Genomic DNA, 22,666 nt, shown 5'->3' on the forward strand with positions numbered 1-22,666 from the left:
CGGTCGGCGAAATCGGGTTACGTAAGCAGCCCTTGCTGAATCAGCCATTCCCGAGCCACGATGGCCGGGTCGTCGCCGTCGCTGTCGACCTTCGCGTTGAGCGTCATCATGGTTTCGTGGTGAGCCGCGGGTTGAGCTGGGCGAAGATCTCGGCGAGCTCGGGATGGGCGTCGAGCAGGTCGCTAGCGATGACCTCGGTGAGGTTGTACAGCGGGAAGAACTGCTTGTCGTCGGAGAGCACCCGCAGGTTCAGGGTGGGGATGCGGCCGTCCGTGGTGAACACCTCCCCGAAGTTGCAGTCACCGTTGGCAGTTGCGGCACCCCGGTCATGATCACCGGCCACGCCAGCGGCAGTTCGAGGCGGACCAGCGTGGCAAGTCGACCCATGCCCATTCCGCGGGCGGACTCGATGAGGGTGCGGTCCACGCCGGCCAACCCGACCAGTACGTTGCGCAGGATCGGCAGGAAGCCGAAGAACACCAGCATGATGACCGACGGCAACACCCCGTCAAGGGGTGAGCTACGAGCCTAGCGAACGCCGGACGGTCGCCGGCGCATTACGGCGCGGTTGGCGGGACCTCCACGCTGACCGGGCCCACACCCCAGATGTCGTCGCAGTACTCGGTGATCGCGCGGTCCGAAGAGAACTTGCCGCTGCGGGCAGTGTTCAGAATCGACATCCGCGTCCAACCCTCGGGGTCCTGCCATGCCGTCGAAACCCGTTGCTGGCATTGCGCATACGACGCATAGTCGGCGAGCACCAGGAACGGGTCGGTGTAGCGCAGGGTATCGACGATCGGCCGGAACACCTCGGTGTCGCCGCGGGAGAACCGGCCCGACGAGATCAGGTCGAGGACAGTTGACAGCTCGTCGTCGGCCGCGATGTAGTCGGCCGGCCGGTAGCCGCCGGTTTTGACCGCCTCGACCTCGGACTCGGTCAGGCCGAACAGGAAGAAGTTCTCGGCACCCACCTCGTCGCGCATCTCGACGTTGGCGCCGTCGAGCGTGCCGATGGTCAACGCGCCGTTGAGCATGAACTTCATGTTCCCGGTGCCGGAGGCCTCCTTGCCCGCAGTCGAAACCTGTTCGGAAAGATCCGCGGCCGGATAGATGAACTCGGCGTTCTGCACGTTGAAGTCGGGGACGAACGCCACCTTGAGGAACCGGTTGACGTCGGGATCGGCGTTGATGGTCTCGCCGACAGCGTTGATCAGCTTGATGATTCGCTTGGCCATGAAATATCCGGGTGCGGCCTTGCCGCCGAAGATGAACGCACGCGGCGGCACGGTCAGGCCGGGGTCGCACTTGAGCCGGTGGTACAGCGCGATGATGTGCAGCACGTTGAGGTGCTGGCGTTTGTACTCGTGGATGCGCTTGACCTGAACATCGAACAACCAGTCGGGATTCAGTTCCACGCCGGTGGTGGCGCGCACGAAACCGGCCAGCCGCACCTTGTTGGCGCGCTTGACCGCCCGCCAGCGCCCCCGGAACACCGCGTTGTCGGCGAACGGCTCCAGATCACGCAACCGGTTGAGATCGGTCAGCCAGCCCTCACCCACGGTCTCGTCGAGCAGGCCCCGCAGTCCCGGATTGGACAGGGCCACGAACCGGCGTGGGGTCACGCCGTTGGTCTTGTTCGAGAAACGCTGCGGCCACAACTCGTAAAAGTCTTTGAGCACACTGGATTTGAGTAACTCGGAGTGCAGCGCGGCGACACCGTTCACCGCATGGCTACCCACGGTGGCCAGGTGCGCCATCCGTACCGACTTGCCGCCCTCCTCGCCGATCAGCGACATGCGCCGCACCCGGTCCTCGTCGTCGGGGAAGGCTGCCCGGACCTCGTCGAGGAAGCGGCGGTTGATCTCGTAGATGATCTCCAGATGCCGGGGGAGAGACTCGGCGAACAACGCCAGCGGCCAGGTCTCCAGCGCCTCCGGCAACAGGGTGTGGTTGGTGTAGCCGAAGGCCGCGACCGTGATCGCCCAGGCCTCGTCCCAGCCGAGCCGGCGCTCGTCGACGAGCAGGCGCATCAACTCCGCCACACCGATCGAGGGGTGAGTGTCGTTGAGCTGCAACGCGAACTGCTCGGCCAGGGCGGTGACGGGCAGGGCTGCGACATCCTCCAGGATGTGCAGGATGTCCTGCAGCGAGCAGGACACGAAGAAGTACTGCTGCAGCAGCCGCAGTCGCTTTCCGGCCTCGGGTTCGTCGTTGGGGTAGAGCACCTTGGTCACCGTTTCGGAGGTGACCTCGTCCTCTACCGCGCGGTAGTAGTCCCCGGTGTTGAACGCGTCGAGGGCGAACGATTCGACAGCCCGCGCGCTCCACAGTGTCAACGTGTTGCAGGTGTTCACGCCGTAACCCTGGATCGGGGTGTCATAGGAGATGCCCTTGATCGTGCGTTGCGGCACCCAGCGCACCCGGTAACTGCCCGCCGCATCCTGGTAGGCCTCGGTGTGCCCGCCCCAGTCCACCCGGTAGTTCACGTCCGGCTTGGCGATCTCCCAGGGGTTTCCGTTGACCAGCCAGTTGTCGGTCTTTTCGACCTGCCAGCCGTCGCGGATCTCCTGGTCGAAGATCCCGAACTCGTAGCGGATGCCGTAGCCGATCGCGGGCCGTTCCAGGGTGGCCAGGGAGTCGAGGTAGCAGGCGGCCAGGCGGCCCAGGCCACCGTTGCCCAGCCCGGGTTCCTGCTCGCACGTCAGGACCTCGTCGAGGTCCTGACCGAGCGCTGCCAGCGCTTCGCGTGCGGCGGACTCGATCTGCAGGTTCAGCAGATTGTTGCCCAGCTGCGGGCCCATCAGGAACTCGGCCGACAGGTAGCAGGTCACCTTGCGGGACAGATCGAGAAAAGTCTGCGTGCTGGCGATCCACCGCTGTTGCATGCGGTCGCGCACGGCCAGCGACAGTGCCCGGTAGTAGTGCTCGGGGGTCAGCACCGTGGCCGGCCGGCCGATCGAATACCTCAGGTGGTCGGCGATGGCGCGGCGCAACGCGTCGGCCGACAACCCCGTGCGGCTGTGTTCATCAGTGGACGAGCTCAACGCGACATCGGTCATTGCTGCAATCTGGCATTGCCAGGTGCACACCGGCCCCGCTTCGGGCGTCCGGCAAATGAAGCCCCGACAGACCCCGGGCGGCCTAGATGCCGGTGAGATAGCGGCGCGTCACCACCCGCTGGAGCAGCAGCGTCACCGGCCCACCCAACCGGCTCCACCAGGTGGCGGGCCGGGAGAACGCGACCACCTCGGCGTGCACGGTGTCCGTCGCCGGGTCGTACCGGACCGAGAACAGCTCCTCACCCGATTCGGGATGGCCGTCCAGGGTGCCGTAGGCGAAACCCCGCCGGTCGGCTTCGTCGAGCACATAGACCACCCGGCACGGCGCCGGTATGGGTCCGATCCGGACCACCAGTTCGGTACCCACCGCGGCGGCCTCGGCGGTGGCCCGCACCCGCAGGCCCGCGCCGCGTTGCATACCCCACCGCAACACGTCCGCGCCGGCCCGCTCGAAGCGATCGCGGCCGGTGCCGATCTCCGCCGATGCCCGGATGTGGCGATAGCCCGCGGGCAGGTCGCCGGCCGTGGCGCCCACCTCCGGATAGGTCAATGACAGCTGCGCCAGGTCGTGCAGTTTCACGTCCACCACCATGGCACCTTTACGGTGGCGGTGTGGCCCCAGAAATCGACACCGCCAGCACGCACCCCGGCGGAGGGTTCAACCCGCCCGACCCAACCGATCGCGGCGGCCCCGATTACGGCCGGTTCATCGAGGCGGTGCGCACCCTGCAGGACCACGCTCGCGGCGCCGACGCCCCCGACGAGGTGATCACCGAGGCCGCCGATCTGATCGAAAAGGTGTCGGCACTGCTGGCGCCCTATGAGGCCGACGAATGGAATTCACCGTCCGGCCGGCGGATGGACCTGCCCAACCGCGGCAACGTCAACAACGTGCCGGTGAATCTGGAACGTACCGCCGACAACCGGATCGCCGGGACCGCCCGCTTCCGGCGCTTTCACCTCGGCCGCAACGGCGCGGTGCACGGCGGGTCGCTGGCGCTGCTGTTCGATTCATTGCTGGGCTACACCGCCGCCAAACTGACCGGCAGCATGTATCAGCGCACCGCGTATCTGCACGTCAACTACCGCAAGATCGCCCCGATCGAGAAAGATCTGCAGGTGCAGGCCGGCATCGACCGCATCGAGGGCCGCAAGATCTTCGTCGTGGGAAGGCTGCTCGACGGCGACGACGTGCTCGCCGAGGCCGAGGCGTTGTTCGTACGGCTCAAGCCGGGGCAGCCATGAGTCTGGCCGCCAATCTCGCCGCGGTGAAGCAGCGCTGGACGGGCTGGCGGGAGCGGTTGCGGTCACGCCCGGCCGCCGAATTCGTCTACCGGATCGTCGTCGGTGTCGTCGGCACACTCGTGCTCGCGGTCGGCATCGTGGCGATCCCGTACCCGGGTCCCGGTTGGGCCATCGTGTTTCTCGGCTTGGCGATCCTGGCCAGCGAATTCGACTTCGCCAAGCGGGCGCTGCGCTATGTCCGGGCCCGCTATGACGCCGTGATGGCCTGGTTCGATCGTCAGCACGTCGCGGTCAAGGGGATCAGCGCGGCGTTCACCGGACTGGTCGTGGTGGGCACGCTGTGGCTGTTCGGCGTGATCGGCTTGACCGCGGGCCTGGTCGGGCTGGAGCAGGAATGGCTCAAGAGCCCTATCGGGCTGGGGTCCTGATCAGCAACCCCGATGGCCCACACAGATAACATGTCAGCGTTCGCACTAGCCCTTGCATGGTAGGAGACTCCCCGATGAGCGCCGCCCCCAGCCCAGCCCCCGCCGCACCGATCCGGGTCGCGGCCGGGACTACCGCCGGCGCGGCGGTGCGCGAGGCGGATCTGCCCAGCCGTGGGACCCCGGACGCGATCGTGGTGGTGCGTGACGGCGATGGGCGCCTGCGTGATCTTTCCTGGACCCCGGACACCGATGTCGAGGTGACGCCGGTGGCCGCCAACACCGACGACGGCCGCAGCGTGATCCGGCACTCGTGCGCCCACGTGCTGGCCCAGGCGGTGCAGGACCTGTTCCCGCAGGCCAAGCTGGGAATCGGCCCGCCGATCATCGACGGTTTCTATTACGACTTCGACGTCGCAGAGCCGTTCACGCCCGAGGACCTGGAAAAGCTCGAGAAGCGGATGCAGAAGATCGTCAAGGACGGTCAGCTGTTCTCCCGGCGCGTGTACGAATCCAAGGACCAGGCTCGCGAGGAACTGGCCGACGAGCCCTTCAAGCTCGAGCTGGTCGACGACAAGTCGGGCGATCCCGACGTGATGGAGGTCGGCGGCGACGAGCTGACCGCCTACGACAACCTCAACGCCCGCACCAAGGAACGGGTCTGGGGTGACCTGTGCCGTGGCCCGCACATCCCGACCACCAAGTACATCCCGGCGTTCAAGCTGACCCGCAGCAGCGCCGCGTACTGGCGCGGCAACCAGAACAACGCCAGCCTGCAGCGCGTCTACGGCACCGCCTGGGAGTCGCAGGAGGCCCTCGACCGCCACCTCGAGCTCATCGAGGAGGCGCAGCGTCGCGATCACCGCAAGCTGGGCGTCGAGTTGGACCTGTTCAGCTTCCCCGACGAGCTCGGCTCCGGTCTGCCGGTGTTCCACCCCAAGGGCGGTGTGATCCGTAAGGAGCTGGAGGACTACTCGCGGCGCAAGCACTCCGAGGCCGGCTACGAGTTCGTCAACACCCCGCACATCACCAAGGAACACCTCTACATCACGTCGGGCCACCTGGAGTGGTATGCCGACGGCATGTACCCGCCGATGCACATCGACGCGGAGTACAACGACGACGGCACGGTGCGCAAGCCCGGGCAGGACTACTACCTCAAGCCGATGAACTGCCCGATGCACCACCTGATCTACCGGGCGCGCGGCCGCTCGTACCGCGAACTTCCGTTGCGGCTCTTCGAATTCGGGTCGGTGTACCGCTACGAGAAGTCCGGCGTGGTGCACGGGCTGACCCGGGTGCGCGGCATGACCCAGGACGATGCGCACATCTACACCACGCGTGAGCAGATGCGCGACGAGCTGACCTCGCTGTTGCAGTTCGTGCTCGACCTGCTGTCGGACTACGGCCTGGACGAGTATTACCTGGAGCTGTCCACCAAGGATCCCGACAAGTACGTGGGCTCCGACGAGATGTGGGACGAGGCCACCGAGACCCTGCGGTCGGTGGCCGAGGCCTCGGGTCTGGACCTGGTGCCCGATCCGGGCGGCGCGGCGTTCTACGGCCCCAAGATCTCGGTTCAGGTCAAGGACGCGCTGGGTCGCAATTGGCAGATGTCGACGATCCAGCTGGACTTCAACATGCCCGACCGTTTCGAGCTGGAGTACACCGCGGCCGACGGCAGCCGGCAGCGCCCGGTGCTGATCCACCGCGCCCTGTTCGGCTCGATCGAACGCTTCTTCGGGGTGCTCACCGAGCACTACGCGGGTGCGTTCCCGGCCTGGCTGGCGCCGGTGCAGGTGGTCGGCATCCCGGTCGCCGATGCCCACCTGGACTACCTGTATGACGTTGCGGCCCAACTGAAATCGCGCGGCGTGCGGGTCGAGGTCGACGGCAGCGATGACCGGATGGCGAAGAAGATCGTCAACCACACCAACCAGAAGGTGCCGTTCATGCTGCTGGCCGGGGGCAAAGACCTCGAAGCCGGTGCGGTCAGCTTCCGGTTCGGTGACCGCACCCAGATCAACGGTGTGCCCGTCGATGAGGCCGTGGAGGCGATCGTGAAGTGGATCGCCGACCGCAACAACGCGGTGCCGACGGCCGATCTGGTCAAAGTAGGCACCAGCCAGTGACCGACGACAAGCGGTCGATCGTCGATCACGGGGTGGGCGAGCCGGACCACCTGCAGCGGCTGTGGACACCGCACCGGATGAGCTACATCGTCGATGCGGTCAAGGGCGACAACAAGGTCGGCTCGGCCGGTTCGTCGCAGCCGTTCACCGACATCCCCGACATGTCCGACGAGGACGGGCTGATGGTGGCCCGCGGCGAACTGGTGTACGCCGTGCTCAACCTCTACCCGTACAACCCGGGTCATCTCATGGTGGTGCCGTACCGGCGGGTGTCGGAACTGGAGGACCTCACGGAGGCCGAGAGCGCGGAGCTGATGGCGTTCACGCAGAAGGCCATTCGCGTCATGAAGGCCGTCTCGCGCCCCCACGGATTCAACGTCGGCCTGAATCTGGGCATCTCGGCCGGGGGATCGCTGGCCGAGCACCTGCACATGCACGTGGTGCCGCGCTGGGGTGGCGACGCGAACTTCATCACGATCATCGGTGGCGCCAAGGTCATTCCGCAGCTGCTGAGCGAGACCCGGGAGCTGCTGGCAGGAGAATGGGCCCGCCAGCCGTGAGCAACCTGTTCCTGATGAGCCGGGCGGCCTACGCCAAGCTGTCGCGGCCGGTGGCCAAGGCGGCGCTGCGCGCGGGCCTGACCCCCGACATCGTCACCATCGTCGGCACCGCCGGGTCGGTCACCGCCGCGCTGACCCTCTTCCCGATGGGTCAGTTGTGGTGGGGCGCGTTCGCCGTGTTCGTCTTCGTCCTCGCCGACATGCTCGACGGCGCGATGGCCCGCGAGCGCGGCGGCGGCACCCGGTTCGGCGCAGTGCTGGACGCGACGTGTGATCGGATAGCCGACGGCGCGGTGTTCGCCGGCCTGCTGTGGTGGGCGGCGTTCGGCCTGCACAGCGCCACGCTGGCGGTGGCGCTGCTCATCTGCCTGGTCACCTCTCAGGTGATCTCCTACATCAAGGCCCGCGCGGAGGCCAGCGGTCTGCGCGGTGACGGCGGCATCATCGAGCGCCCGGAGCGACTGGTGATCGTGCTGGTCGGCGCCGGGCTGTCCGGGGTGCCGTTCCTGCATGTGCCGTGGCTGCTGCATGCCGCCGCATGGCTGCTGGCCGTGGCCAGCGTCATCACCGTGGCGCAGCGGTTGCACGCGGTGCGCACGTCGGCGGGTGCCATGGACCCGCTGCAACCACTGCAGCCCTCACAGCCCGAGGGCGGCGACACAACGGATCCGGGAGCCTCGTGAACATTCCGCTGTCCGGGCAGGTGACCGATCTGGGTTATGCGGCAGGTTGGCAGCTCGTTCGCGCGATGCCGGAGATCGTGGCGCGCAACGTGTTCGACGCGGGTGCCCTCTATGCCTCCCGTGGCGGTGGACCGAAGCAGCTGCGCAAGAACCTGGCACGGGTGATCGGGGTGGCCCCGGCCGAGGTCCCGGACGATCTGATGCGGGCTGCACTGGCCTCCTACGCCCGGTACTGGCGGGAGGCGTTCCGGCTGCCCTCGATGGATCTGACCGCCGTGGCCAAGCGTCTCGACGAGGTGTTCATCGGCGCCGACAAACTGCGGGCCGACCACGCGGCGGGCCGCGGTGGAGTGTTGGCGCTGCCGCACAGCGGCAACTGGGACATGGCCGGGGTGTGGATGGCCCAGGAGTTCGGCACCTTCGCCACCGTCGCCGAACGGCTCAAGCCCGAGTCGCTGTACCGGCGCTTCATCGACTATCGGGAGAGCCTCGGATTCGAGGTGTTCCCGCTGTCCGGTGGCGAGCGTCCGCCGTTCGAGGTGCTCTCGGAACGGTTGCGGGACAACAAGTTCGTCTGCTTGATGGCCGACCGGGACCTCACCCGCAACGGCGTGGAGGTCGACTTCTTCGGCGAGCCCACCCGGATGCCCGCCGGGCCGGCCAGACTGGCCATCGAGACCGGCGCCCCGTTGCATCCGGCGCATGTCCACTACGACGGGGACGATTGCATCGTTGAGATTTTCGACGCGCTCGACACCTCGTCAGGGGATGTGTCCGTGGTGATCCAGAAGTTGGCCAACCGGTTCGAGGCGAACATCGCGGCACACCCCGCCGACTGGCACATGTTGCAGCCGCAGTGGCTGGCCGATCTGTCCGACGAGCGTCGTGCCCGGTTAGGTACCTGAGGCCATGCGTATCGGGATGGTCTGCCCGTATTCGTTCGACGTGCCGGGCGGTGTGCAATCCCATGTGCTGCAACTGGCTGAGGTGATGCGCGCGGGCGGACACTACGTCAGCGTCCTGGCTCCGTCGTCGCCACATGTGAAGCTGCCCGATTACGTGGTGTCGGGCGGCAAGGCCGTCCCGATCCCGTACAACGGGTCGGTGGCCCGGCTGCGGTTCGGGCCGGCCACTCACCGCAAGGTCAAGAAGTGGATCGCCGAGGGCGACTTCGACGTACTGCACCTGCACGAGCCCAACGCGCCCAGCCTCTCCATGCTGGCGCTGCAGGCCGCCGAAGGGCCGATCGTGGCGACCTTCCACACCTCGACCACAAAATCGTTGACGCTCAGCGTGTTTCAGGGGATTCTGCGTCCGTTCCACGAGAAGATCGTCGGCCGCATCGCGGTGTCGGACCTGGCCCGGCGCTGGCAGATGGAGGCTCTCGGCTCGGATGCGGTCGAGATACCCAACGGTGTCGATGTGCCGTCGTTCGCGAATGCGCCCCGGCTGGAAGGCTATCCGCGGCCCGGCCGCAGCGTGCTGTTCCTCGGGCGCTTCGACGAACCCCGGAAGGGCATGCCGGTGCTGCTGGGTGCCCTGCCGAAACTGGTGCGGCGGTTCGCCGACATCGAGATCCTGGTGGTCGGCCGCGGCGATGAGGACGCGCTGCGTGAGGAGGCCGGGGAGCTCGCCGGGCACCTGCATTTCCTGGGGCAGGTCGACGACGACGCCAAGGCCGCGGCGATGCGCAGCGCCGATGTCTACTGCGCACCCAACCTCGGCGGGGAGAGCTTCGGCATCGTGCTGGTCGAGGCGATGGCGGCCGGGACGCCCGTGGTGGCCAGCGAATTGGACGCCTTCGCCCGCGTTCTCGATCAGGGCCAGGCCGGCCGCCTGGTGCCGGTCGGCGATGCCGACGCCCTGGCCGACGCGCTGATCGAGGTACTCGGCGACGATGCACTGCGCGAGCGGTACATCGACGCGGCCACCGAGCGGGTGGCGCGCTACGACTGGTCGGTGGTGGCCGGCCAGATCATGCGGGTATATGAGACCGTGGCAAGCGCCGGGGTGAAAGTGCAGGTGGGCGACTAAGCATGTCGACCTGGATAGTGATCGCGGCACTGGCCCTGCTGGTCATCCTGCTGCTCGTCGGAGGATGGGCGTATCAGACCGCCAACCGGCTCGATCGGCTCCACGTGCGCTACGACCTGTCGTGGCAGGCGCTGGACGGCGTACTGGCGCGCCGGGCCGTCGTGGCCCGTGCCGTCGCGGTCGATGCCTACGCCGGCGCTCCCGAGGGCAAACGTCTCGCGAAGCTGGCGGACGCCGCCGAGCGGGCCCCGCGTGCGGCGCGGGAGGCGGCCGAGAACGATCTGTCGGCCGCACTGACCGCGGTCGACCCGGCCGAGCTGCCGGTGGCCCTGGTCGCCGAACTCGCCGATGCCGAAGCCCGGGTGCTGCTGGCCCGGCGCTTCCACAACGACGCCGTCCGCGACACGCTCGCGTTGCGGGAACGCCCGATGGTGCGGGCGCTTCGGCTCGGTGGAACCGCCGCGTTGCCGACTTATTTCGAGATCGTCGAACGCCCGGACTCGCAAGCCGAGGTGAACCCGGTGAGCCGTCGGACCTCTGCACGTGTGGTACTGCTCGACGAGACCGGCGCGGTGTTGCTGCTGCACGGCAGCGACCCCGCGATCGACAACCCGGACAATCCGGCGCCGCGGTGGTGGTTCACCGTCGGCGGCGCTGTCCGCCCCGACGAGGACATGGCGGCCGCGGCGGTACGTGAGCTCGCCGAGGAGACCGGGTTGCAGGCGACGCCGGCCGAGCTGGTGGGGCCGGTGTGGCGGCGCGAGGCCGTCATCGACTTCAACGCCTCCGTGATCCGCAGCGAGGAGTTCTTCTTCATCCATCGGACCACCCGGTTCGAGCCGTCGGCCACGGGGCGCACGACGCTGGAACGGCACTACATTCACGGGCACCGCTGGTGCGATGCGACAATGATCGCCGAGTTGGTTGCCGGCGGGGAGGCCGTGTATCCGCTTCAACTGGGTGAGCTGTTGGCTCAGGCCAATGAACTGGCCGAACAGTCGACGGCGCCGCTGGCGAATACGCGTGGAACCGCGTATCGGGAGCTGCAAGCCATTCGGTGATTGCGGATTTAATGGCTTTGGCGGCTCTACTAGACTGAATCAGTTGAAATTTGGAGGTGATTGCGATGGATATCGCAGCGCAGAACGGTTCGAGCAACCAGACCGGTACCGCGCGCGTGAAGCGCGGGATGGCTGAGATGCTCAAGGGCGGCGTGATCATGGACGTCGTCACCCCCGAACAGGCGAAGATCGCCGAAGGTGCGGGTGCCGTCGCGGTCATGGCCCTGGAGCGGGTCCCGGCAGACATTCGCGCCCAGGGCGGGGTGTCACGGATGAGCGATCCCGACATGATCGAGGGCATCATCTCCGCGGTCACCATCCCCGTCATGGCCAAGGCGCGGATCGGGCATTTCGTCGAGGCGCAGATCCTGCAGAGCCTGGGTGTGGATTACATCGACGAGTCCGAGGTGCTGACCCCGGCCGATTACGCCAACCACATCGACAAGTGGAAGTTCACCGTGCCGTTCGTGTGCGGTGCCACCAACCTGGGTGAGGCGCTGCGCCGGCTCACCGAGGGTGCGGCGATGATCCGCTCCAAGGGTGAGGCCGGCACCGGTGATGTCTCCAACGCCACCACCCACATGCGCAAGATCGGCGGCGAGATCCGTCGGCTCACCTCGATGAGCGAAGACGAGCTGTACGTCGCGGCCAAGGAGCTGCAGGCGCCGTATGACCTGGTGGTCGAGGTGGCCCGGGCCGGCAAGCTGCCGGTGACGATGTTCACCGCGGGCGGCATCGCCACCCCGGCGGATGCGGCGATGATGATGCAGCTCGGCGCCGAGGGCGTGTTCGTGGGGTCGGGTATCTTCAAGTCGGGCAATCCGGCCCAGCGGGCCGCCGCGATCGTCAAGGCCACCACGTTCTACGACGATCCCGATGTGTTGGCCAAGGTGTCGCGCGGTCTCGGTGAGGCCATGGTCGGCATCAACGTCGAGGAGATCGCCCAGCCGCACCGGCTTGCCGAACGCGGCTGGTAAACACCTCATATGGCGATTGAAGAGATCCTCGACCTGGAGCAGCTCGAGGTCAACATCTATCGCGGTGGGGTGTTCAGCCCGGAGTCGGGTTTCCTGCAGCGCACGTTCGGCGGTCACGTGGCCGGGCAGTCGCTCGTTTCGGCGGTGCGCACGGTGGAGCCGACGTTCCAGGTGCACTCCCTGCACGGCTACTTCCTGCGTCCGGGCGATGCCCGGGCGCCGTCGGTGTACATCGTCGAGCGCATCCGTGACGGCGGCTCGTTCTGCACCCGCCGGGTGAGCGCGATCCAACACGGCGAGACGATCTTCACGATGTCGGCGTCCTTCCAGACCGACCAGACGGGCATCGAACATCAGGACGTGATGCCCGAGGCGCCCGGGCCCGACGACCTGCCCGGGTTCCGGTCCGGGGGAGCGTTCGACGACGCCGGGTTCGCCCAGTTCGATGAATGGGACGTGCGGATCGTGCCCCGCGACCTGGTGGCGCGGATTCCCGGCAAGGCCTCCCAGCAGCAGGTGTGGTTCCGCCACCGCGACCCGCTGCCCGACGATCACGTGCTGCACATCTGCGCGCTGGCCTACATGAGCGATCTGACCCTGCTGGGTTCGGCCCAGGTCAACCATCTCGATGTGCGTAAACAACTGATGGTGGCCTCGCTCGACCACGCCATGTGGTTCATGCGGCCGTTCCGCGCCGACGAATGGCTGCTCTACGACCAGTCCTCACCCTCGGCATGCGGTGGGCGTTCGCTGACCCAGGGCAAGATCTTCAACCGCTACGGCGAGATGGTGGCCGCGGTGATGCAGGAGGGCCTGACCCGCTACCAGCGCAACGTCGCGCCGGCGGACGGCTCGTGAGCCCTCGGGTCGGGGTGCTCGCGCTGCAGGGTGACACTCGCGAGCATCTGGCTGCGCTGCGTGAGGCGGGTGCCGAAGCGGGCACCGTGCGGCGGCTTTCCGAACTCGACGCGGTAGACGCCCTGGTGATCCCCGGGGGCGAGTCCACGGCGATGAGCCACCTGCTGCGCGAGTTCGACCTTCTCGAACCGCTGCGGGCGCGGATCGCCGCGGGGCTGCCCTGTTACGGCTCCTGCGCGGGGATGATCCTGCTGGCCAGTGAGATCAAGGACGCCGGCACCGAGGGGCGGGAGGCGCTTCCTCTCGGTGGTATCGATATGACAGTGCGGCGCAACGCTTTTGGCCGTCAGGTCGATTCCTTCGAGGGAGACGTCGACTTCGAGGGTCTCGACACTCCGGTGCATGCGGTGTTCATCCGGGCGCCGTGGGTCGAGCGGGTCGGGTCTGACGTGTTGGTGCTGGCCCGCGCCGCCGACCACATCGTGGCGGTGCGCCAGGGCTCGATGCTGGCGACGTCCTTCCATCCCGAGATGACCGGCGACCGTCGCATCCACAAACTGTTCGTCGACTCGCTCTGACCCCAGCAAACCCACGGCGGCCACATAGCTCAGTCATAGCCGGCGCCGACTTAATGGACGTGTGACGACGACGTTGGAGGATGCCTCCACTGAGCCTGCCCTCGACGCCCCGCCCAGTGCCCGGCGAGTCGATCGTGGGCGCCTGGGGTTGGCAGCGCTGCTGATCGCCACGGCCGCGGCCTACCTGTGGAACATCACCGTCAACGGGATGGGCAACGACTTCTACGCCGCCGCAGTACAGGCTGGATCGACCAACTGGGAGGCGTGGGCGTTCGGGTCGCTGGATCCGAACAACTTCATCACCGTGGACAAACCACCGGTATCGCAGTGGGTGATGGCGCTCTCGGGTCAGCTGTTCGGGTTCAGCAGCGCCAGCATGCTCATCCCGGAAGCGTTGATGGCCGTCGCCGCCGTCGCGCTGCTCTACGGCGCGGTGCGCCGGATCAGCGGCCCCCGCGCCGCGCTGCTGGCCGGTGCCGCGCTGGCCCTCATGCCGGTGACGGCGCTGATGTTCCGGTTCAACAATCCCGATGCGGTGATGGTGCTGTTGATGACGGCCGCCGCCTACTGTGCGGTGCGGGCACTGGAGCACCACCGCGGACGCGAGGAGCAAAACCGGTACGGCGCCCGCTGGATGGCGCTGGCCGGTGTCGCGCTCGGATTCGCGTTCCTGGCCAAGATGCTCGAAGGGCTGATGGTCATGCCTGCCATCGGGCTGGTCTACCTGATCGCCGCGCCCGTCACGGTTCGCCGCCGGCTGCTGCACCTGCTGGGCTCACTGGTCGCCTTCTTCGTGTCGTCGGGCTGGTTCGTGTTACTCACCCTGGCGTGGCCGGCCTCGTCGCGGCCCTACCTCGCCGGGTCGACCGACAACAACTTCATGAATCTCGTGTTGGGCTACAACGGATTCGGCCGGGTTCTCGGTCACAACCACTACGGCATGCACGTCGACGTCGATCCAGTGGCCCACGCCGCCGGCGGCCAGCACGGTGGCTTCGGTGGATTCGGGAACCAGACCCAGGGCCTGGCGCGATTGTTCACCGGCGAGTTCGGTTTCGAGATCGGCTGGCTGGTACCTGCCGCCCTGCTGGCGGTGGTGCTGGTGCTGGTGTCGCGCGGTCGAGCGCCGCGCACCGACATCGTGCGGGCCGGGGCCATCCTGTTCGGCACCTGGCTGGTGATCGACGGTCTGGTGCTGAGCTTCATGAAGACCAGCGTGCACCCCTACTACTGCCTGTCTCTGGTGCCCGCGGTGGCGGCGATGTTCGCGATCGGCATCCAGGAGATGTGGCGTCGGCGTGACGACCGGCTGGGTCAGATCGGTTTGATCACCATGCTTCTGGGCACGGGAGTGTGGAGCTTCTGGATCCTGGGCCGCAATGCGTCGTGGCTTCCACCCCTGCGGTGGGCCATCCTGATGGTGGCCGTCGCGGCCACTGCGGTCCTGCTGTGGGCACTGCGTGGCGGACACCGTACTGCCGCGACCGTCGCGCTGGCGGCGGCGCTGATCGGTGGACTGGGCGGTACGACGAGCTACATGGTGGCCACCCTGGGGCAGCCGCACACCGGAGGCGGCCCGAGCGTCGGACCGGCCGATCCCGACGACGACCACGGGCACGGCTGGCATTCCGACAATCCCGAGGTGAATGCGATGCTGCGGGCCGCCACCACCAAATGGTCGGCGGCCATCAACCGGTCCGGGGCTGCGGCCGGCCTCGAATTGTCCACCGACACAGCCGTAATGGCGATCGGTGGTTTCACCGGAAGCGATCCGGTGCCGACGCTGGCGCAGTTCCAGACCTACGTCGCCGACCGGCAGATTGCCTACTACATCCTGCCCGAGTCCAAAGGCAGCGACCACGGCGGTTTCTTCAGCAACAATTCGCACACCGACATCTCCGACTGGGTGAAGGCGAACTTCACCTCCACCAAGGTGGGCTCGGACACGGTGTACGACCTGAGCGCGCCGCTCAAGAAATAGGCGTCGCGCACAGAAATTCCGAAACCTCCCAGAGCTTTTCGGCCCGGTCGGCATCGATGGCATAGGGCTCGGCATCGGTGCGCACCGCGGAGTCGGCAAGGTACAGCCCGCCGCGGCCGTCGAGGTCGGTGCTGACCGCCGCCCACACCTGGGTGGCCGCACCCTGCTCCGGGGCGACGACTTCGATGGCATGCGAGCGGGCCTGCCCGCTGACCGCGATCACATCCTCGCGCGACATGTGCCGGGCCAGGTTGGTGGCGACCATCCCCGGATGCACGGCGAACGCACGGATACCCCGATCGCGAAGCCGTTGGTCCAGCGCGACGGCATGCAGGATGTTGGCGGTCTTGGCCGCGCCGTATGCGGCGAACTTGTCGTAATCGCGGCGCTCCCAATTGGGATCGTCCAGATCGATGTCACCGAGACGATGGCCCTCGGAGGACAGATTGACGATGCGGGCGCCCTCGACGAACTGCGGCTGCAGCAGGTTTGTCAGCGCGAAGTGGCCCAGATGGTTTGTCCCGAACTGTGTTTCGAAGCCATCCTGGGTGCGGCCGAACGGGGTGAACATCACCCCGGCGTTGTTCATCAGCACGTCGATCACCGGGGCGACGTCGGCGATCTGCGATGCGGCCTGGCGAACACTCGTCAGTGAGGCGAGATCGACGACGACGCCGGACAGGTGCGCCCCGGGCATCTCGGTGAGGATGCGGTCACGGGTCTCGGAGAGTGCGTCGACGTTGCGGGACGCCAACACCACGTGTGCCCCGGCCGAAGCCAGGGCACTGGCGGACTCACGGCCCAGTCCTGAAGTGGCGCCGGTGATCACGCAGGTCTTGCCACGCATGCTCATCGATGTTCGCCCTCGACGATGACGCCCGCGGTCTTCTCCATCGGTTTGATGACGGAGGTGAAGTCGGATTCTGCACCTTCGCTGTGCAGCGTCTGCTCCCAGATCCGTTGCACGGTTGCGGCCATCTCGACCGGCAGACCCAGGGAGACAGCCTCATCCAGGTACAGCCCGACGTCCTTGGCCATCAAGCCGGTGGCGAATCCGTAGTCGAAGGTGCGGGGGAGTACCGCGCGCGGGAACTTGTCGCGGCTGGCGTGTGTCCCGCCGGATCCGGCATTGAGCACGTCGATCATCACGTCGGCGCTGAGTCCGGCCTTGACGCCCATCACCATCACCTCGGCGGTCGCCGCCAGGGTGGTGGCGGCCATCAGGTTGTTGATCAACTTCATGGTCTGTGCGGCGCCGGGCTGTTCGGAGACGAAGATCGCCCGGCCGAGCGCCTCGAAAACCGTGGCCAGTGCGTCAAATTCGGCGGGCGGACCGGACACCATCACCGCCAGGGTGCCGGCCTGGGCGCCGTGCATCCCGCCGCTGACCGGGCTGTCCAGCGCGGCAATGCCCTGTGCGGCCAGAACGGCGTGATTGCGTTGCGCTGCCCCGCCTCCGACCGTGGACAGGTCGACGAAGCGCTTGACCCGGGACCCGGTCGCGACGTCGGCCACCACGGACTCCGAGACATGCGGGGTCGGCAGACTGGCCAGTACCGTCTCGGCCCGGTCGGCCACATCGCGCACCGACTCGGCCGGTTGGGCACCCAGCGCGGTCGCCTCGGCGAGCACGTCCTTGCGGACGTCGAAGGCCACCACCGGGTGGCCGGCCGTCAGCAACCTGCCCATCATCGGAAACCCCATGTTGCCCAGGCCGATGAAGCCGATCGGTTCACTCATCGTCGGCCGGGTTCTCGTCGAGGTCGGCGAACACTGCGCGGGCGAGCCGGAAGCTGTCGACGGCGGCCGGGATACCGGCGTAGATGCCGACCTGCAGGAAGATCTCGCAGATCTCCTCGCGGGTGACGCCGTTGGTGAGCGCGCCCCGGATGTGGGTGCTCAACTCATTGGGCCGGTTGAGCACCGCGATCATCGCCAGGTTCAGCATGCTGCGGGTCTTCAGTTCCAGCCCCTCGCGACCCCACACCGCGCCCCAACAGTATTCGGTGACCAGGTCCTGCAGCGGCTTGGAGAAGGCGTCGACGTTCCCGGCCGCCTTGCGGACATACTCCTCGCCGAGGACGGCGGTGCGGATCGCGATTCCCTTGTCGTACGTTTCTTGATCCATGGCGTGCCTTTCAGTGGTTCGTGCAGATCACAGGGCCACCACGACGGTCTTGGTGGCTGTCACGGCGTCGAGTGCCTCGTAACCTTTTTCGCGGCCGTAGCCGGATTTCTTGAAGCCGCCGAACGGAAGTTCGACGCCGCCGCCGGCGCCGTAGGTGTTGACGTACACCTGCCCGGCGAGCACGTCGGCAGCGAGTCGATGCGCCCGGGACAGGTCCCGCGTCCACAGCGCCGCCAGCAAGGCGTACTCGGTCCCGTTGGCCAGCGCCACCGCCTCCTGCTCGTCGTGAAAGCTGTTGACGGTCAGTACCGGGCCGAAGATCTCCTGCTGGGCGATCGGCGAGGCGGGATCGACGGCGTGGATCAGGGTGGGGGCGAAGTAGGCGCCGTCGCCGAGTTCCTGGTCCTGCGGGGGTGCGCCGCCGCAGAGGATCTCACCGGTGGCGTTGCCCGACACCAGATCGGTCACCCGCTGCTGCTGCTTGCGGGAGATCAGCGGACCCAGATCGCGATCGGCGATCCCGGGGCCGATGCTCACCTGCCGGAAGCGGTCGAGAACCAGCGCCAGGAGTTCATCGTGGACGCCGGCGTCGACGAGCAATCGCGATCCGGCCGAGCAGGTTTGGCCGGCATTCTGCAGGATCGCCTTGGTGATGAAGTCGGCCGCGCGGGGCAGGTCGGCGTCGGCGAAGACGATCTGCGGGGATTTCCCACCCAGTTCCAGCACTACCGGTACCACCCGATCTGCGGCGGCGTGGGCGATCTCCGAGCCGACGCGGGTAGATCCCACGAACCCGATGGCATCCACCCCGGGGTGTGCGGCGAGCGCGGCCCCGGCCTCGGCTCCGATCCCGGTGACCACGTTGACGATCCCGGCGGGCAATCCCACCTCGACAGCGAGGCGGGCGAACTCGACTGCGGTGCGGGGTGTTTCATCGGCGGGCTTGAGCACCACGGTGTTGCCCGCGGCGATTGCCGGTGCGATTGCCCGGGCGAGCAGCTGCATGGGGTAGTTCCAGGCGATGATGTGGCCGGTGACCCCCAACGGTTCTCGCCGGGTGTAGACGTGCAGGTCCTCGGTCAGCGGAATGGTCTGGCCGTAGTAGCTGTCGATCGCGTGGGCATAGAAACGGAAATACCGTGCGGCCACGGTGATGTCGGTTCGGGCCTGGCTCAGCGGCTTGCCGGTGTCCTCACATTCCAGCAGCGCCAGCCTTTCCCGGTGGCCGTCGATGACGTCGGCGATCGCGCCGAGTGCTTCGGAGCGCTGCGCGGGCGCCGTCTTGCGCCACCCGGCGAATGCCCGCCGCGCCGCGGTGACCGCCCGGTCGATCTCGTCGGCGCCGCCGCGCGCCACCGCGCCGATCGACCGCCCCGTCGCGGGATCGATGTTGTCGTACTGCTGCGCCGAGGGCACCGATGCGCCGTCGATGAATGATTCGGTCATCGCGGTCGCACCCCGTCGAGGAACAGTCGCACGCAGGTCCGCATGCGGGTGTCCAGGTCATCGGGGTCCCAGGTCACGCCCCAAAGTGCGCCGGTGGCGGGTCCGCCGACGACCATGCTCAAGAACGCGCCTCCCACCACGGCGGGATCGTCGATCTCGATGATTCCGGCCTCGGCGTGGCGGGCGAGGACCTCGGCGATGAACGTCAGCGCCGGCATGGTGCCCTGTTCGTACACGAGGCGGAACAGTCGGGGGAAGCGGTTGCCCTCCGCGTTGAGAATGCGCTGCAACGCGATACCGGCGGGACTGGTGATGCCGGCCAACCGGATCCGGCCGATGGCGAGCAGGGTTTCCTCCAGGTCGTCGGACTCGGCCGCACGCAGCGTCTCGATCGGGACCAGCCACCGGTCCACCGCGCGTTGCACGGAGGCTTCGAAGAGGGCGGCCTTGTCGGGATAGAGGCCGTAGATGGTGCGCTTGGCCATGCCGGCGGCCGCCGCGATGCCGTCGATGGTGGAGCGCTCGAATCCATTTTCCAGGAACACTTCCAGCGCGCAGTCCAGCAACTCGACGTGGCGCTGCGCGGCCTGCTCCCGGGTGGGGCGGCCCACTTGACGAATTCGGTCCACGGCGCCACAGTAGCAGTAATGAAACGCTTTAGGTGCTATTAATCGAGAGTTCTCTCATTCCTTCAGGAGCCGCCATGACCGCCGTCGCCCAACTCCTCGCCCTGCAGACCGCGCCGGATCGCTACGACATACCACCCGCCGACGTGCGGCAGCTGCAGATCGACGCGGTCAACGAGCGCCTCGCCGCGCATGTCGACCAGATCCCGTTGCTGCGCAATCGCTCTCGTTCCGCCGAGATCACCAAGGTGGTCGAGGCCCAGGACCTCGTTCCGCTACTCTTCGCGCACGGCGCCTACAAGAGCTACGCACAGAACTGGCTGAGCGACGGCCGGTGGGACCGCATGGCCAAATGGGTGGGCACGGTCTCCGCCTGTGACCCGGCAGGTGTCGACGTCGCCGGCGTGGCCGGGCTCGACGACTTCGTCGCCCGGATGGAGTCCGTCGGGTGCTACCTGACCTGCTCCAGCGGCACCACCGGAAAGCCGGCCATGATCGCCTGCTCGGAATCCGACCTGGATGTTGCCGCACAGGCGAATGTCACCGGATTGACCTGGGCCACCGGCGTCCCGGCCGACGGCAGCCGAAAGCTGTTCGGCCTGGGGCCGCGCACCAACGTCGAACGCAACGAACGCACCCGGATCGCACTCGTGGAGGCGTTCTCCACCGAGGCCGACAGCTATCAGTTGCCCGTCGACCCCATCTCGGTCGACTCCATCATGGGCATGATCGACCTACGCCGCCGCATCGCCGACGGTAGCGCGGGCCCCTCGGAGATTGCCGCCTTCGAGACCACCAGTGCCGGGCGGCAGAGCGCGATGGACGCCGCGACCGCCGCAGCGGTCGATGAGCTGATCGCCAGCCGCGACCGGCAACTACTGCTCACCGGGATGTTCGCGTCGCTGTACCAGGTGGCACAGGGGGTGCGGGCAAAAGGATTCTCCGGCACCGACTTCCGCGATGACACCGCGCTGCTGGTGGCCGGCGGTCTCAAAGGCGCCGCACTGCCGCCGGACTACCGGGAGTTCATCTTCGACACTTTCAACATCGCCGACGAGCGGGTGTACCACTTCTACACGATGCAGGAACTGAACACCCCGTTCCCGAAGTGCCGGGCCGGGCGCTACCACGTGCCGCCATGGGTGCTTCTCCTGCCGCTCGACGAGCCCGGCGAGAATCTCGTCGATACCTCGGCGGGGCCGGTGCGGGCGCGGGGCGCGTTCTTCGACCTGTCGCTGGACGGTCGCTGGGGTGGAGTCATCTCCGGTGATCGCATCGACGCCGATTTCGGGATCTGTGACTGCGGCCATCAGGGGCCTACCGTCGGTCCCGACATCACCCGCTACGCCGATCTGGGTGGGGACAAGATCACCTGCTCGGGCACCATCGACGCCTACGTGCGGGGTGAGGCATGAGCGCGCTGCGGGCCCCGTTCATCATCCGAGGAGCGATGGTGGACGCACCGGATACCGGTGCCGTCACGCACAGCTCCCGTGACCTCGGCATCGACTTCACCACGCCGGCAATCGATCTCGACGCCCTGATCACACCCCGCACGGAACTGCCGCCACTGCTGAACGTCCCGCTGGCCGAGATCGTCGACTTCCTCGTCGAAACCGGCGAGCGTCTGGCGCTCGACGACAATCCGCATCTGCAGAGGTGCCTGGATCTGGTGGCCGAGACCAACCCGCTGCCGCGCCGGGTGGTGGAGAACCTCTATCGAAGCGCTCCGGCGCTGTTGAGTCGGGACAGTCTGTGGGCGCAGGTCGAATCGAACTTCGCCGACCCGGCGGCGCTCGACGGCTGGGTGAGCCGGACGGATGCGGCCGGCAACACCGGTGCTGTTCGGGCCTTCCCGCCCCGCATGGTGCACATGCTGGCAGGCAACGCCCCGGCAGGCTGCATCGCCTCGATCGCCCAGGGTGCTCTGGTCAAGGCTGTCAGCCTGTTCAAGATGCCGTCGTCGGATCCCTTCACCACCGTGGCGGTGCTACGGACCATGGCGGAGATCGATCCGAATCATCCTGTGGTGCAGTCGATGTCAGCTGTGTACTGGGCCGGCGGCGACGAGGCGATCGAGCGCACCATCTACCGCCCGCAGTACTTCGACAAGATCGTGGCCTGGGGCGGCGGCCCGGCCATCAACAACGTCATCAAATACCTCGGGCCCGGCATCCAACTGGTGTCGTTCGACCCCAAGAGCTCGATCTCGATGATCGGGCGTGAGGTGTTCGCCTCCGACGAGGTGCTCGCCGACGTGGCCGAGCGGGTCGCGGCCGATACCTGTGTCTTCAACCAGGAGGCCTGCCTGGCAAGCCGATTCGTGTTCCTGGAGACCACCGATCGGGCCGAGGCCCGCCGGTTCTGCGCCGCGCTGCAGCCGCGGCTCGGCGTTGACCGGCTGTTCGGATCGGCCGAGGCGCCGCTGCCGCCCGCTGACATCCGGGACGAGATCGAGGTGATGGGAGCGATGGGCGACGAACTCGAGGTGTTCGGACGCTTCGACGGCCAGGGCATGGTGCTGCTGTCCGACGCGCCGGTGGACTTTCATCCGTCGAACAAGATCTCCAACGTGGTGATGGTGGGGTCGCTCGACGACGCGGTCCGCCACGTCAACGTCGCGACCCAGACCATCGGTGTGTATCCATTCGAGCGCAAGGTGCAGTTGCGTGACGCGTTGGCCGGCGCGGGTGGTCAGCGGGTGTGCCGGGTGGGCACCGCCAACGGTCATGTCGCCGGTGGCCCGCACGACGCCATGTACCCGCTGGCCCGATTCGTGCACTGGATGGGGGACGACGACATTCTCACCGCGGACGTCAATGCGACGCTGCCGATAGCTGCCGGGTGATGCCCGCCCATCGGCGTACGCTGCC

At 67.3% G+C, this 22,666-nt stretch carries 21 protein-coding genes and 2 pseudogenes; 14 read left to right on the top strand and 9 right to left on the bottom strand.

The window, feature by feature from the left end:
* Window positions 1–17: 17 nt before the first annotated feature.
* The 4 genes and pseudogenes from AB0I14_RS06735 to AB0I14_RS06750 all read right to left on the bottom strand — a co-directional run.
* Window positions 18–316, bottom strand: a pseudogene (locus AB0I14_RS06735) (glycine betaine ABC transporter substrate-binding protein); the annotation flags it as partial.
* A gap of 2 nt (window positions 317–318) precedes the next feature.
* Window positions 319–498, bottom strand: a pseudogene (locus tag AB0I14_RS06740) (ABC transporter permease subunit); the annotation flags it as partial.
* A gap of 59 nt (window positions 499–557) precedes the next feature.
* Entirely contained in the window at window positions 558–3,059 is a 2,502-nt protein-coding gene (locus tag AB0I14_RS06745; protein WP_358017763.1) for a glycogen/starch/alpha-glucan phosphorylase, read from the bottom strand.
* Window positions 3,060–3,141: 82 nt separating this feature from the next.
* Window positions 3,142–3,639, bottom strand: coding sequence for a DUF1990 domain-containing protein (locus AB0I14_RS06750; RefSeq protein WP_358017766.1), 498 nt, complete (start codon window positions 3,637–3,639; stop codon window positions 3,142–3,144).
* 32 nt (window positions 3,640–3,671) lie between these two features.
* Between AB0I14_RS06750 and AB0I14_RS06755 the strand changes: the two genes are divergently transcribed.
* The 12 genes from AB0I14_RS06755 (at window position 3,672) to AB0I14_RS06810 (ending at window position 15,593) form a co-directional block, all read left to right on the top strand.
* Window positions 3,672–4,304, top strand: coding sequence for a PaaI family thioesterase (locus tag AB0I14_RS06755; RefSeq protein ID WP_358017769.1), 633 nt, complete (start codon window positions 3,672–3,674; stop codon window positions 4,302–4,304).
* Window positions 4,301–4,732, top strand: a complete 432-nt coding sequence (locus AB0I14_RS06760; RefSeq protein WP_358017772.1) for a TIGR02611 family protein — start codon at window positions 4,301–4,303, stop codon at window positions 4,730–4,732. Before AB0I14_RS06755 ends, AB0I14_RS06760 begins: the two co-directional genes overlap by 4 nt.
* A 74-nt stretch (window positions 4,733–4,806) precedes the next feature.
* On the top strand, window positions 4,807–6,861 hold the full coding sequence (gene thrS / locus AB0I14_RS06765; protein ID WP_358017775.1) for a threonine--tRNA ligase: 2,055 nt from the start codon (window positions 4,807–4,809) through the stop codon (window positions 6,859–6,861).
* Window positions 6,858–7,421: an HIT domain-containing protein gene (locus tag AB0I14_RS06770; RefSeq protein WP_358017778.1), complete on the top strand. Its 564-nt coding sequence runs from the start codon at window positions 6,858–6,860 to the stop codon at window positions 7,419–7,421. The genes thrS and AB0I14_RS06770 overlap by 4 nt, the downstream gene beginning before the upstream one ends.
* The gene (gene pgsA / locus AB0I14_RS06775) at window positions 7,418–8,104 is read left to right on the top strand and encodes a phosphatidylinositol phosphate synthase (RefSeq protein WP_358017781.1); all 687 of its coding nucleotides are present in this window, start codon (window positions 7,418–7,420) and stop codon (window positions 8,102–8,104) included. Before AB0I14_RS06770 ends, pgsA begins: the two co-directional genes overlap by 4 nt.
* Window positions 8,101–9,009 carry a phosphatidylinositol mannoside acyltransferase gene (locus AB0I14_RS06780; protein ID WP_358017784.1) on the top strand — a complete coding sequence of 303 codons (909 nt, stop codon included), beginning with the start codon at window positions 8,101–8,103 and terminating at the stop codon, window positions 9,007–9,009. Before pgsA ends, AB0I14_RS06780 begins: the two co-directional genes overlap by 4 nt.
* A 4-nt stretch (window positions 9,010–9,013) precedes the next feature.
* Window positions 9,014–10,138 (top strand): glycosyltransferase family 4 protein, encoded by a 1,125-nt coding sequence (locus AB0I14_RS06785; RefSeq protein WP_358017787.1) that lies wholly within the window; start codon window positions 9,014–9,016, stop codon window positions 10,136–10,138.
* Between the two features lie 2 nt (window positions 10,139–10,140).
* Complete coding sequence (locus tag AB0I14_RS06790; RefSeq protein ID WP_358017790.1) at window positions 10,141–11,199, top strand: NUDIX domain-containing protein; 1,059 nt, start codon at window positions 10,141–10,143, stop codon at window positions 11,197–11,199.
* Window positions 11,200–11,264: 65 nt separating this feature from the next.
* Entirely contained in the window at window positions 11,265–12,176 is a 912-nt protein-coding gene (pdxS, locus tag AB0I14_RS06795; RefSeq protein WP_358017793.1) for a pyridoxal 5'-phosphate synthase lyase subunit PdxS, read from the top strand.
* 9 nt (window positions 12,177–12,185) lie between these two features.
* On the top strand, window positions 12,186–13,034 hold the full coding sequence (gene tesB, locus AB0I14_RS06800; RefSeq protein WP_358017796.1) for an acyl-CoA thioesterase II: 849 nt from the start codon (window positions 12,186–12,188) through the stop codon (window positions 13,032–13,034).
* Entirely contained in the window at window positions 13,031–13,612 is a 582-nt protein-coding gene (pdxT, locus tag AB0I14_RS06805) for a pyridoxal 5'-phosphate synthase glutaminase subunit PdxT (RefSeq protein ID WP_358017798.1), read from the top strand. The genes tesB and pdxT overlap by 4 nt, the downstream gene beginning before the upstream one ends.
* 61 nt (window positions 13,613–13,673) lie before the next feature.
* Window positions 13,674–15,593: a glycosyltransferase family 39 protein gene (locus AB0I14_RS06810; RefSeq protein ID WP_358017801.1), complete on the top strand. Its 1,920-nt coding sequence runs from the start codon at window positions 13,674–13,676 to the stop codon at window positions 15,591–15,593.
* Here AB0I14_RS06810 and AB0I14_RS06815 read toward each other — a convergent pair.
* From AB0I14_RS06815 to AB0I14_RS06835, 5 genes are read right to left on the bottom strand one after another with little or no spacing between them, the layout of a single operon-like run.
* On the bottom strand, window positions 15,583–16,446 hold the full coding sequence (locus AB0I14_RS06815) for an SDR family NAD(P)-dependent oxidoreductase (RefSeq protein ID WP_358017803.1): 864 nt from the start codon (window positions 16,444–16,446) through the stop codon (window positions 15,583–15,585). The two genes, AB0I14_RS06810 and AB0I14_RS06815, sit on opposite strands and share 11 nt — an antisense overlap.
* The gene (locus AB0I14_RS06820; RefSeq protein WP_358017806.1) at window positions 16,443–17,333 is read right to left on the bottom strand and encodes an NAD(P)-dependent oxidoreductase; all 891 of its coding nucleotides are present in this window, start codon (window positions 17,331–17,333) and stop codon (window positions 16,443–16,445) included. Before AB0I14_RS06820 ends, AB0I14_RS06815 begins: the two co-directional genes overlap by 4 nt.
* On the bottom strand, window positions 17,326–17,721 hold the full coding sequence (locus AB0I14_RS06825) for a carboxymuconolactone decarboxylase family protein (protein WP_358017809.1): 396 nt from the start codon (window positions 17,719–17,721) through the stop codon (window positions 17,326–17,328). The genes AB0I14_RS06820 and AB0I14_RS06825 overlap by 8 nt, the downstream gene beginning before the upstream one ends.
* Window positions 17,722–17,748: 27 nt before the next feature.
* Entirely contained in the window at window positions 17,749–19,167 is a 1,419-nt protein-coding gene (locus tag AB0I14_RS06830) for an aldehyde dehydrogenase family protein (RefSeq protein WP_358017812.1), read from the bottom strand.
* Complete coding sequence (locus tag AB0I14_RS06835) at window positions 19,164–19,796, bottom strand: TetR/AcrR family transcriptional regulator (RefSeq protein WP_358017815.1); 633 nt, start codon at window positions 19,794–19,796, stop codon at window positions 19,164–19,166. Before AB0I14_RS06835 ends, AB0I14_RS06830 begins: the two co-directional genes overlap by 4 nt.
* Before the next feature lie 74 nt (window positions 19,797–19,870).
* Between AB0I14_RS06835 and AB0I14_RS06840 the strand changes: the two genes are divergently transcribed.
* Together AB0I14_RS06840 and AB0I14_RS06845 are read left to right on the top strand one after the other, a co-directional pair.
* Window positions 19,871–21,208 carry a hypothetical protein gene (locus AB0I14_RS06840; protein ID WP_358017817.1) on the top strand — a complete coding sequence of 446 codons (1,338 nt, stop codon included), beginning with the start codon at window positions 19,871–19,873 and terminating at the stop codon, window positions 21,206–21,208.
* Window positions 21,205–22,641 carry an acyl-CoA reductase gene (locus tag AB0I14_RS06845; protein WP_358017820.1) on the top strand — a complete coding sequence of 479 codons (1,437 nt, stop codon included), beginning with the start codon at window positions 21,205–21,207 and terminating at the stop codon, window positions 22,639–22,641. The genes AB0I14_RS06840 and AB0I14_RS06845 overlap by 4 nt, the downstream gene beginning before the upstream one ends.
* Window positions 22,642–22,666 lie beyond the last annotated feature (25 nt).

This window comes from Mycobacterium sp. NPDC050441 (genome assembly GCF_040655355.1).
Taxonomy (GTDB): Bacteria; Actinomycetota; Actinomycetes; order Mycobacteriales; family Mycobacteriaceae; genus Mycobacterium.